Annotated in this window: 6 protein-coding genes, 5 tRNA genes and 3 rRNA genes; 1 reads left to right on the forward strand and 13 read right to left on the reverse strand. The window is 49.1% G+C overall.

The window, feature by feature from the left end; genetic code table 11:
- Position 1: 1 nt before the first annotated feature.
- The 6 genes from secE to MNO13_RS23195 form a co-directional block, all read right to left on the reverse strand.
- Positions 2-385 (reverse strand): preprotein translocase subunit SecE, encoded by a 384-nt coding sequence (secE, locus tag MNO13_RS23170; RefSeq protein WP_034461807.1) that lies wholly within the window; start codon positions 383-385, stop codon positions 2-4.
- Between the two features lie 235 nt (positions 386-620).
- Positions 621-1,805 carry an elongation factor Tu gene (tuf, locus tag MNO13_RS23175; protein ID WP_121814555.1) on the reverse strand — a complete coding sequence of 395 codons (1,185 nt, stop codon included), beginning with the start codon at positions 1,803-1,805 and terminating at the stop codon, positions 621-623.
- A 111-nt stretch (positions 1,806-1,916) separates the two neighbouring features.
- A tRNA-Thr gene (locus MNO13_RS23180) sits at positions 1,917-1,992 on the reverse strand.
- Positions 1,993-1,997: 5 nt separating this feature from the next.
- A tRNA-Gly gene (locus MNO13_RS23185) sits at positions 1,998-2,072 on the reverse strand.
- A 117-nt stretch (positions 2,073-2,189) separates the two neighbouring features.
- A tRNA-Tyr gene (locus tag MNO13_RS23190) sits at positions 2,190-2,274 on the reverse strand.
- Positions 2,275-2,284: 10 nt separating this feature from the next.
- Positions 2,285-2,360, reverse strand: a tRNA-Thr gene (locus tag MNO13_RS23195).
- A 675-nt stretch (positions 2,361-3,035) separates the two neighbouring features.
- Between MNO13_RS23195 and coaA the strand changes: the two genes are divergently transcribed.
- Complete coding sequence (coaA, locus tag MNO13_RS23200; protein ID WP_064541419.1) at positions 3,036-3,986, forward strand: type I pantothenate kinase; 951 nt, start codon at positions 3,036-3,038, stop codon at positions 3,984-3,986.
- A gap of 31 nt (positions 3,987-4,017) precedes the next feature.
- Here coaA and birA read toward each other — a convergent pair whose 3' ends face one another.
- From birA to hemG, 7 genes are all read right to left on the reverse strand, one after another.
- Positions 4,018-4,980: a bifunctional biotin--[acetyl-CoA-carboxylase] ligase/biotin operon repressor BirA gene (gene birA / locus MNO13_RS23205; RefSeq protein WP_121814556.1), complete on the reverse strand. Its 963-nt coding sequence runs from the start codon at positions 4,978-4,980 to the stop codon at positions 4,018-4,020.
- Entirely contained in the window at positions 4,977-6,005 is a 1,029-nt protein-coding gene (gene murB / locus MNO13_RS23210; RefSeq protein ID WP_064541417.1) for a UDP-N-acetylmuramate dehydrogenase, read from the reverse strand. Before murB ends, birA begins: the two co-directional genes overlap by 4 nt.
- A 221-nt stretch (positions 6,006-6,226) precedes the next feature.
- Positions 6,227-6,342, reverse strand: a 5S ribosomal RNA gene (rrf, locus tag MNO13_RS23215).
- Between the two features lie 110 nt (positions 6,343-6,452).
- Positions 6,453-9,361: ribosomal RNA gene (locus MNO13_RS23220) — 23S ribosomal RNA — on the reverse strand.
- A 219-nt stretch (positions 9,362-9,580) separates the two neighbouring features.
- Positions 9,581-9,656, reverse strand: a tRNA-Glu gene (locus MNO13_RS23225).
- A 90-nt stretch (positions 9,657-9,746) separates the two neighbouring features.
- A 16S ribosomal RNA gene (locus tag MNO13_RS23230) occupies positions 9,747-11,286 on the reverse strand.
- Together the 16S, 23S and 5S rRNA genes with 1 tRNA gene alongside form the textbook arrangement of a ribosomal RNA operon.
- Positions 11,287-11,695: 409 nt before the next feature.
- The gene (gene hemG / locus MNO13_RS23235) at positions 11,696-12,229 is read right to left on the reverse strand and encodes a menaquinone-dependent protoporphyrinogen IX dehydrogenase (RefSeq protein WP_064541421.1); all 534 of its coding nucleotides are present in this window, start codon (positions 12,227-12,229) and stop codon (positions 11,696-11,698) included.
- Between the last annotated feature and the right edge of the window lie 9 nt (positions 12,230-12,238).

A 12,238-nucleotide genomic window follows, 5' to 3' on the forward strand; every position in this document is an offset into this window, starting at 1 on the left:
CTCAGAACCTCAGGCCAGTAATAAAAGAAACCAGGCGGACAAGAATACCGTCCAGCCCCCACAAAATCAGTGACATTACAGCTGTAACAGCCGCCACGATTAAGGTGGTGTGTAAAGTCTCCTGCCGAGTTGGCCAAATCACTTTACGAACTTCGGTTCTCGCTTCGCGGGCGAAAGCAACTGTCGCTTTGCCTTTCGTCGTTAACAGCGCGACACCACCCGCTGCAGCAATCAGCACAACCACTGCCAGGGCACGCAGAGGCAGAGACACATCACGATAAATGTAGTTGCCCACGATCGCCACAATAAGCAGAGCAGCAACTGCCAGCCATTTCATCGCTTCCAGGCCGCGCCCGCTTCCTTGAGCTTCGGTATTCGCACTCATAAACCAACCCGTCACAGTAATTCAGACAAACATTTTTGCCCCGCATATGCGAGGCAAAACCAAACCGAACGGCTATTACTCAGGTGCTATTCGGTATAACGCCATCTTCAGAGCCTGTCTCAGCAATGATTATGAGTAAAAAATCACTGATGAGCCAGGTTCTGGGTAGAGAGCGTACAAAAAGGGCATCAAATGATGCCCTTTTCTTGCGCGTTGCGTCAAATGTTATCAGCGATTAAGCGATAACTTTAGCAACAACGCCCGCACCTACAGTACGGCCGCCTTCACGGATTGCGAAACGCAGACCGTCATCCATCGCGATTGGGTGGATCAGGGTAACAACCATTTTGATGTTGTCGCCCGGCATTACCATCTCAACGCCTTCTGGCAGTTCGATGGTGCCAGTCACGTCAGTTGTACGGAAGTAGAACTGTGGACGGTAGCCTTTGAAGAACGGAGTATGACGGCCGCCTTCATCTTTGGACAGAATATAAACTTCAGATTCGAACTGGGTGTGCGGCTTGATTGAGCCTGGCTTAGCCAGTACCTGACCACGTTCGATATCTTCACGTTTAATACCACGCAGCAGAACACCAACGTTCTCACCAGCACGGCCTTCGTCCAGCAGTTTGCGGAACATTTCAACGCCAGTACAGGTTGATTTCACGGTATCTTTGATACCAACGATTTCAACTTCTTCACCAACTTTAACGATACCGCGCTCTACACGACCGGTAACAACGGTACCACGGCCGGAGATGGAGAATACGTCTTCGATTGGCAGCAGGAACGGCTTGTCGATAGCACGTTCTGGTTCTGGGATATAAGTATCCAGGAAGCCAGCCAGTTCGATGATTTTAGCTTCGTAATCCGCGTCGCCTTCCAGTGCTTTCAGCGCTGAACCACGTACGATTGGAGTATCGTCGCCTGGGAAGTCGTACATAGACAGAAGTTCACGAACTTCCATTTCTACCAGTTCCAGCAGCTCTTCATCATCAACCATGTCGCATTTGTTCAGGAACACGATGATGTAAGGAACGCCAACCTGACGACCCAGCAGGATGTGCTCACGAGTCTGTGGCATTGGGCCATCAGTCGCAGCAACAACCAGGATAGCGCCGTCCATCTGAGCAGCACCGGTGATCATGTTTTTAACGTAGTCGGCGTGCCCTGGGCAGTCAACGTGCGCATAGTGGCGAGTCGGGGTGTCATATTCAACGTGGGAAGTGTTGATGGTGATACCACGAGCTTTTTCTTCTGGTGCGTTATCGATCTGGTCGAAAGCACGAGCAGAACCACCGTAGGTTTTAGCCAGAACGGTAGTGATTGCTGCAGTCAGAGTGGTTTTACCATGGTCAACGTGGCCGATAGTACCGACGTTGACGTGCGGTTTTGTACGTTCAAATTTTTCTTTAGACATCGATTGTCCCTCTAAGACACGGATAAATCGGTGATATCACCACATCAACCAGGCGAAAGCCTGAATTTGTTGAATTCATTAACAGAAGAGAAACAGGAAGGATAAAGGAGGTGGTGCTGATAGGCAGATTCGAACTGCCGACCTCACCCTTACCAAGGGTGCGCTCTACCAACTGAGCTATATCAGCACATCTGGAGCGGGCAGTGGGAATCGAACCCACATCATCAGCTTGGAAGGCTGAGGTAATAGCCATTATACGATGCCCGCATCTCTGGAACTCGGCTACCTGCTTGAATTCTGTTTTAACTAAGGAGAGGCTCCTTAGTATTCGAGTCGACTAGTTGGATCTCGTCGCCTCGGGCTACGCATAGCGTTGCCTGAAAATGGTGGTGGGGGAAGGATTCGAACCTTCGAAGTCGATGACGGCAGATTTACAGTCTGCTCCCTTTGGCCGCTCGGGAACCCCACCAAGCACTTGATGGTGCCGACTACCGGAATCGAACTGGTGACCTACTGATTACAAGTCAGTTGCTCTACCTACTGAGCTAAGTCGGCATCAAGTAGCGCGCATTCTAGGAACACCGGCTCCATGATGCAACAAAAAAATTAAAGAAAATGCACTACCGCTTATATTTTGCGCGATAGCTCGTAAAACTGGTGGATTAATCATCATTACAGAGTGATTTTTGTACGCGGGATACGGAGGTGATGTATTCAAACTGCCTTTTTTCACGCTTTAATGCATCTTCGTCATGCATTCCTTTCTTTTCGATGTGCTCTTTTATGTAAATTTCGTGTCCGGTGTCTGGAAACAATGGATATACCCACTACGCGGCGTTTGGAACACTACTTGTTTGAGTGAGGCATGAGTTTGATATGCCCACCAAAGAGAAGGAATGAAGATACCGCTGTTTGGGGTGTTGCCTGACTATACCGGTTCGTCATACGGCTTTTATCTTCCCGCCGTCATCTATTACAAATAGCTTATACGCCGTTAATCAATTTGCGCAGCGCATAGCAAGTTGAAGTCACACCACAACGTGATGCTTTCCTCTGAAAGCATCATCACTTTGTTTTTTTCTTATTATTCTCACTCATCTGGTGTTACCCTCCTGCCCATTGTGAAAAGTAATATACGTTGCACGCCTTTGATTTCCTGAGATGAGTATCCTTTTCTCAGTCCGCGTACTACGTTCATTTTTGTCCTGAATTACAGGCAGAAGCATGCTTATGAGTAATAAAGAGCAAATGTTGACGACTCCTTATATGCAGTTCAACCGCAACCAATGGGCAGCCTTGCGCGACTCAGTACCGATGACCTTGACTGAAGGTGAGATCGCTCAGTTGAAGGGTATCAATGAGGACCTCTCTTTAGAGGAAGTTGCAGAAATTTACCTGCCTCTTTCACGGCTATTGAATTTTTATATCAGTTCAAACCTACGCCGACAGGCAGTGTTAGAGCAATTTCTCGGCACTAATGGGCAACGTATTCCCTACGTCATTAGTATCGCCGGAAGCGTTGCGGTCGGGAAAAGTACAACCGCTCGCGTGCTGCAAGCTCTGCTGAGTCGCTGGCCTGAGCATCGTCGTGTGGAATTGATTACCACTGATGGTTTTCTGCATCCGAATAAAGTGTTGAAAGAACGCAATCTGATGAAGAAAAAAGGATTCCCACAATCCTACGATATGCACCGTTTGGTGAAGTTCGTTTCTGATATTAAATCAGGGGCACCGAATGTGACTGCACCAGTCTATTCTCACCTTATTTATGATGTTATTCCTGATGGTGATAAAACAGTTGCTCAGCCTGATATTTTAATCCTTGAAGGATTAAATGTTTTGCAAAGCGGCATGGATTACCCACACGATCCACATCATGTATTTGTATCAGACTTTGTCGATTTTTCGATTTATGTCGATGCGCCAGAAGATCTGCTACAAGATTGGTATATCACGCGATTCCTGAAGTTCCGTGAAGGTGCATTTACCGACCCTGACTCTTATTTCCACAGCTATGCGAAGCTCTCAGAGGATGAAGCTGTTAATGTCGCATTACAGCTATGGAAAGAGATTAACTGGCGGAACCTAAAAGAAAATATACTACCAACTCGTGAGCGTGCCAGCCTGATCATGACGAAAAGCTCAAATCACGAAGTTGAGTGCGTACGGCTAAGGAAATAAAAAAGCGGGGGGATAAAATCCCCCGTGCGAATTAGTTAACGCCACGCAGTGATATTTCTCCACCCACCCAAGGTTTAACGACTCCGTCCTGCTCTAATAACAATCCACCTTGCTCGTTAATCCCTCTTGAAATGCCGTGTATTTCTCTATCCCCAATTATTAACTTCACCTGGCGATGAATAAAGTTATCCAGTGGCTCCCAACGCGGCAGGAAAGGTACTAAACCTTCATCTTCAAATAACTGTAATGCTTTTCGCAATTCTTTTATGATTCTAATAGCTAACGCATTACGATCTATATTAATTCCGGCTTCCTGAAGATTAATCCAGCTTTGATTAATCACATCCGTCGCTACATTACGCATTGCAAGATTAATACCTGCCCCAATAACAATCTGCGCGGCATCTCCAGTTTTACCAGTCAATTCAACCAGAATACCAGCAAGTTTACGATCGTTGAGATATAGGTCATTTGGCCACTTAACTCTGACATCTTCAGCACCTAGTTCACGTAGTACCTCGGCCATAACAATCCCAATGACAAGACTTAAGCCAACAGCTGCCGCAGGACCTTGCTCGAGTCGCCAGTACATGGACAGGTAAAGATTAGCACCGAAGGGTGAAAACCACTGACGTCCTCGACGACCTCGACCCGCCTGCTGATATTCAGCAATACAGGCATCCCCCGAGTGAAGTGTTTCAAGTCGGTCGAGTAAAAACTGATTGGTGGAGTCAATGACAGGGAGAACCGTAACTGAGCCTGTATCAATCTGCAATTTTATAAGTTCTTCATCAAGCAACTGAATGGGATCGGGTAGGCTATACCCTTTTCCAGGCACGGTAAAAACATCAACACCCCAATCTCTTAAAGTTTGGATGTGTTTATTTATGGCCGCCCGACTCATACCAAGCTGCTCACCTAACTGCTCACCAGAGTGAAACTCGCCATCTGCAAGAATACTAATTAGTGTCAGAGGAATTTTATTATCTTTCATGCAATGGTCTCCACAGCGCTAACTTCGCCACACGTACCTATGAAGCGAACTTCGGGTTCCAACCATACTTTAAATTTATCCCCGACACACTGGCGAACGTGATGAGCCAGACCCACAACATCCAGGCTGGAAGCGCCGTTTTCATTTATTAATACCAGAGCTTGCTGTTGATGCACTGTTGCACCACCAACCTTGTAACCCTTCAACTGGCACTGATCGATTAACCAGCCTGCCGCCAGTTTTATTGACCCATCGGGCTGAGGGTAATGTGGAATGGCGGCGAAAGTAGCAATAAGCACAGATGCCTGTTCGGCAGTAATGACTGGATTCTTGAAAAAGCTTCCCGCATTTCCGTTAACACGCGGATCCGGAAGTTTTGTCATACGCATATGGCAAACTGCATTAAACACTTCCTGCGGCGTGACATTTGCAGCGTCAAGCCGGGTTAAATCACCATAACTTAATACTGGCTGCCATAATTTTGGCAAACGTAATCCCACAGCAATAATTGCATAGTGATTCTGATATTCATGCTTAAAAATACTGTCGCGATAGCCAAACTGGCACTGTGAATTATCCAGGCGATGCATCTCACCGCTGAGCAAATCGACACAATCAACGTAATGACAGACGCTTTTGAGCTCTACACCATAGGCACCGATATTTTGAATAGGTGAAGATCCGGCACATCCTGGAATTAAAGCCAGGTTTTCAAGCCCTGGCATTCCTTGCTGTAAGGTATATTCAACCAGATGATGCCAGTTTTCCCCCGCGCCAACATGTAAATACCAGGCATCTTGCTCTTCTGTAACTTGAATGCCTGAAATTCGGTTAACAATTACGGTACCGGAGTAATCCTCAAGAAAGAGAACGTTACTTCCCTCACCCAAGATCAAAACGGGCATATTTGCTGCCACTGTCTCACTCCAGGCGTCTTTTAATTGCTGTACTGTTTCAGCAATGACAATACGTGAAGCGTTAGCCTGAATACCAAATGTATTGAAAGGTTTAAGAGAAGTGCTCATGTTGGGTATCTTTCCTGAGTTTAAACCCAGTTAGTTTACCTTATATGCCAGGGGTTCGCTTGCGTGACAGGGGTTATACCAGGAGGTTGATAAATTACTCATATCATCCTGGTACTCCCCTCCGGGACCACCGCCAGCGGTGTTCAACATTGTTCACGACTATTTTATTGCAGACAGCAAAAAGCCCTGTACGTCAGTACAGGGCTTTTTGCTTAATTGGAGCCTGGCAGTTCCCTACTCTCGCATGGGGAGACCCCACACTACCATCGGCGCTACGGCGTTTCACTTCTGAGTTCGGCATGGGGTCAGGTGGGACCACCGCGCTAGTGCCGCCAGGCATATTCTGTTTTGTTAACCGTTGCGTTATTCACACAACCATCAACTTAATCTCGGTTCAAGCTGAAAATCAAATGCTTAGTCTCTCAACCAAAACACCTTCGGTGTTGTAAGGTTAAGCCTCACGGATCATTAGTACTGGTTAGCTCAACGTATCGCTACGCTTACACACCCAGCCTATCAACGTCGTAGTCTTCAACGTTCCTTCAGGACCCTTAAAGGGTCAGGGAGAACTCATCTCGGGGCAAGTTTCGCGCTTAGATGCTTTCAGCGCTTATCTTTTCCGCATTTAGCTACCGGGCAATGCCATTGGCATGACAACCCGAACACCAGTGATGCGTCCACTCCGGTCCTCTCGTACTAGGAGCAGCCCCCCTCAATTCTCCAGCGCCCACGGCAGATAGGGACCGAACTGTCTCACGACGTTCTAAACCCAGCTCGCGTACCACTTTAAATGGCGAACAGCCATACCCTTGGGACCTACTTCAGCCCCAGGATGTGATGAGCCGACATCGAGGTGCCAAACACCGCCGTCGATATGAACTCTTGGGCGGTATCAGCCTGTTATCCCCGGAGTACCTTTTATCCGTTGAGCGATGGCCCTTCCATTCAGAACCACCGGATCACTAAGACCTGCTTTCGCACCTGCTCGAGCCGTCACTCTCGCAGTCAAGCTAGCTTATGCCTTTGCACTAACCTCACGATGTCCGACCGTGATTAGCTAACCTTCGTGCTCCTCCGTTACGCTTTAGGAGGAGACCGCCCCAGTCAAACTACCCACCAGACACTGTCCGCAACCCGGATTACGGGTCTACGTTAGAACACCAGCCATTAAAGGGTGGTATTTCAAGGTTGGCTCCACAAGAACTGGCGTCCTCGCTTCAAAGCCTCCCACCTATCCTACACATCAAGGACCAGTGTTCAGTGTCAAGCTATAGTAAAGGTTCACGGGGTCTTTCCGTCTTGCCGCGGGTACACTGCATCTTCACAGCGATTTCAATTTCACTGAGTCTCGGGTGGAGACAGCCTGGCCATCATTACGCCATTCGTGCAGGTCGGAACTTACCCGACAAGGAATTTCGCTACCTTAGGACCGTTATAGTTACGGCCGCCGTTTACCGGGGCTTCGATCAAGAGCTTCAGCTTGCGCTTAACCCCATCAATTAACCTTCCGGCACCGGGCAGGCGTCACACCGTATACGTCCACTTTCGTGTTTGCACAGTGCTGTGTTTTTAATAAACAGTTGCAGCCAGCTGGTATCTTCGACTGCCTTCAGCTCCACGAGTAAATCGCTTCACCTACCGACAGCGTGCCTTCTCCCGAAGTTACGGCACCATTTTGCCTAGTTCCTTCACCCGAGTTCTCTCAAGCGCCTTGGTATTCTCTACCTGACCACCTGTGTCGGTTTGGGGTACGATTTGATGTTACCTGATGCTTAGAGGCTTTTCCTGGAAGTGCGGCATTTGTTACTTCAGCACCGTAGTGCCTCGTCATCACACCTCAGCGTTGAATAAGAGTCCGGATTTACCTAAACTCTCCGCCTACATGCTTAAACCGGGACAACCGTCGCCCGGCTAACATAGCCCTCTCCGTCCCCCCTTCGCAGTAACACCGAGTACAGGAATATTAACCTGTTTCCCATCGACTACGCCTTTCGGCCTCGCCTTAGGGGTCGACTCACCCTGCCCCGATTAACGTTGGACAGGAACCCTTGGTCTTCCGGCGAGCGGGTTTTTCACCCGCTTTATCGTTACTTATGTCAGCATTCGCACTTCTGATACCTCCACCAGACCTCACAGTCCAGCTTCAACGGCTTACAGAACGCTCCCCTACCCAACAACGCATAAGCGTCGCTGCCGCAGCTTCGGTGCATGGTTTAGCCCCGTTACATCTTCCGCGCAGGCCGACTCGACCAGTGAGCTATTACGCTTTCTTTAAATGATGGCTGCTTCTAAGCCAACATCCTGGCTGTCTGTGCCTTCCCACATCGTTTCCCACTTAACCATGACTTTGGGACCTTAGCTGGCGGTCTGGGTTGTTTCCCTCTTCACGACGGACGTTAGCACCCGCCGTGTGTCTCCCGTGATAACATTCTTCGGTATTCGGAGTTTGCATCGGGTTGGTAAGCCGGGATGGCCCCCTAGCCGAAACAGTGCTCTACCCCCGAAGATGAGTTCACGAGGCGCTACCTAAATAGCTTTCGGGGAGAACCAGCTATCTCCCGGTTTGATTGGCCTTTCACCCCCAGCCACAAGTCATCCGCTAATTTTTCAACATTAGTCGGTTCGGTCCTCCAGTTAGTGTTACCCAACCTTCAACCTGCCCATGGCTAGATCACCGGGTTTCGGGTCTATACCCTGCAACTTAACGCCCAGTTAAGACTCGGTTTCCCTGCGGCTCCCCTATACGGTTAACCTTGCTACAGAATATAAGTCGCTGACCCATTATACAAAAGGTACGCAGTCACCCCATAAAAGAGGCTCCCACTGCTTGTACGTACACGGTTTCAGGTTCTGTTTCACTCCCCTCGCCGGGGTTCTTTTCGCCTTTCCCTCACGGTACTGGTTCACTATCGGTCAGTCAGGAGTATTTAGCCTTGGAGGATGGTCCCCCCATATTCAGACAGGATACCACGTGTCCCGCCCTACTCTTCGAGTTCACAGCATGTGCATTTTTGTGTACGGGAGTATCACCCTGTACCCTGCGACTTTCCAGACGCTTCCACTAATACACAAACTGATTCAGACTCTGGGCTGCTCCCCGTTCGCTCGCCGCTACTGGGGGAATCTCGGTTGATTTCTTTTCCTCGGGGTACTTAGATGTTTCAGTTCCCCCGGTTCGCTTCGTTAAGCTATGTATTCACTTAACGATAGTGCAACGAATTGCACTGGGTTTCCCCATTCGGAAATCGTCGGTTATAACGGTTCATATCACCTTACCGACGCTTATCGCAGATTAGCACGTCCTTCATCGCCTCTGACTGCCAGGGCATCCACCGTGTACGCTTAGTCGCTTAACCTCACAACCCGAAGATGTCTCGTAAGACACAATCGATGTTGCGAAAATTTGAGAGACTCGAACACACCGCATTTTCCTTTCTTATTACGGAGAAAGGAAACAGTGTGTCGTTTCAATTTTCAGCTTGTTCCGGATTTTTAAAGAGCAATATCTCAAACGTGACTCGAAAGTCAGTTTTGAGATATTCGGTGATAATGTCTTTCACATCATTATCTTAAGATGGCGTCCCCAAGGGGATTCGAACCCCTGTTACAGCCGTGAAAGGGCAGTGTCCTGGGCCTCTAGACGATGGGGACACGAATAATCCTTTGCAGGATATCGCTTTTTGCTCATTTACTTTCATCAGACAATCTGTGTGAGCACTACGCAAGTTCGTATCTATTAGGTAAGGAGGTGATCCAACCGCAGGTTCCCCTACGGTTACCTTGTTACGACTTCACCCCAGTCATGAATCACAAAGTGGTAAGCGCCCTCCCGAAGGTTAAGCTACCTACTTCTTTTGCAACCCACTCCCATGGTGTGACGGGCGGTGTGTACAAGGCCCGGGAACGTATTCACCGTAGCATTCTGATCTACGATTACTAGCGATTCCGACTTCACGGAGTCGAGTTGCAGACTCCGATCCGGACTACGACGCACTTTATGAGGTCCGCTTGCTCTCGCGAGGTCGCTTCTCTTTGTATGCGCCATTGTAGCACGTGTGTAGCCCTACTCGTAAGGGCCATGATGACTTGACGTCATCCCCACCTTCCTCCAGTTTATCACTGGCAGTCTCCTTTGAGTTCCCGGCCGAACCGCTGGCAACAAAGGATAAGGGTTGCGCTCGTTGCGGGACTTAACCCAACATTTCACAACACGAGCTGACGACAGCCATGCAGCACCTGTCTCAGAGTTCCCGAAGGCACTAAGCTATCTCTAGCAAATTCTCTGGATGTCAAGAGTAGGTAAGGTTCTTCGCGTTGCATCGAATTAAACCACATGCTCCACCGCTTGTGCGGGCCCCCGTCAATTCATTTGAGTTTTAACCTTGCGGCCGTACTCCCCAGGCGGTCGACTTAACGCGTTAGCTCCGGAAGCCACTCCTCAAGGGAACAACCTCCAAGTCGACATCGTTTACGGCGTGGACTACCAGGGTATCTAATCCTGTTTGCTCCCCACGCTTTCGCACCTGAGCGTCAGTCTTTGTCCAGGGGGCCGCCTTCGCCACCGGTATTCCTCCAGATCTCTACGCATTTCACCGCTACACCTGGAATTCTACCCCCCTCTACAAGACTCTAGCCTGCCAGTTTCGAATGCAGTTCCCAGGTTGAGCCCGGGGATTTCACATCCGACTTGACAGACCGCCTGCGTGCGCTTTACGCCCAGTAATTCCGATTAACGCTTGCACCCTCCGTATTACCGCGGCTGCTGGCACGGAGTTAGCCGGTGCTTCTTCTGCGAGTAACGTCAATCACTGCGGTTATTAACCACAATGCCTTCCTCCTCGCTGAAAGTACTTTACAACCCGAAGGCCTTCTTCATACACGCGGCATGGCTGCATCAGGCTTGCGCCCATTGTGCAATATTCCCCACTGCTGCCTCCCGTAGGAGTCTGGACCGTGTCTCAGTTCCAGTGTGGCTGGTCATCCTCTCAGACCAGCTAGGGATCGTCGCCTAGGTGAGCCATTACCTCACCTACTAGCTAATCCCATCTGGGCACATCTGATGGCAAGAGGCCCGAAGGTCCCCCTCTTTGGTCCGAAGACGTTATGCGGTATTAGCTACCGTTTCCAGTAGTTATCCCCCTCCATCAGGCAGTTTCCCAGACATTACTCACCCGTCCGCCGCTCGTCACCCAGGAGCAAGCTCCCTGTGCTACCGCTCGACTTGCATGTGTTAGGCCTGCCGCCAGCGTTCAATCTGAGCCATGATCAAACTCTTCAATTAAAAGCTTGATTTTCTTCAACTCGTGAAGCGGTGCTCAAAAATTAACTTTCGTAATAATTCAACTAAATGAATTACTGCTTGGTCACTCTTCAAGACTTGATATTTTTTTGATACCCGAAGGTATCTGAGATATCAATCCTGCGAGTGCCCACACAGATTGTCTGATAAATTGTTAAAGAGCAGTGAGTCAGGCGCTTTCGCTTGCTAACTCGAGGTGGCGTATATTACGCTTTCCTCTTTCAGAGTCAAGCGTTTATTTTCGCTTTTCATCTGGCTGACGGGCCGGTTTGTAAGCCGTTGTGCCGTGTCAGTGGAGGCGCAGTATAGGGATTTTCTGGGAGCTGACAAGTGTTTATTGCAAATAAATGACTGAGCGCATCTTTTTTCATCAAACAGGGTGTTTTGGACACTATTTGCTGTTTAAGTGCGCTATCTCGTGGGCGAAACGCGCCACCTGAGGCCAATCTGTATAAACAACTTCTTTGCTGATATCTGTTTCACCGCCCGTCATCTTCATAATCAAACGAATCATCACGCGATCATACCAGCGATAACGCGGATAACGCAGTGCACCCGCAAACACCGCGCAATGATTTGGCTGCCACGGGGAGGTCAGCAAGAACTTACGCGTATAAGAGTTGGTTTGAGGAGAACGCTTCTCTGGTTTACGGGCGACCAGGTTTACGGAAAAGAAAGCGCTGGGAATCTTATTCAATGCTTGCTGATGCTTTTTCACAAACGCAGCCACTGACGAATGGAAATGCCCATAGCGAATAGAAGCGCCAATAACGACGCGTTCGTAGTTTCCCCAGGCGATCTCGCCACTGCGATGCAGATTAACCACATCACTCTCGGCGCCCAGCTCTTTAAGTTCAGATGCTATATAAGAAGCAATCTCGCGAGTTTGACCATCGCGGGTCGAAAATAGAATCAACGTTCTCACAGCAGGCTC

The organism is Buttiauxella ferragutiae (assembly GCF_022637515.1).
Taxonomy (GTDB): Bacteria; Pseudomonadota; Gammaproteobacteria; order Enterobacterales; family Enterobacteriaceae; genus Buttiauxella; species Buttiauxella ferragutiae.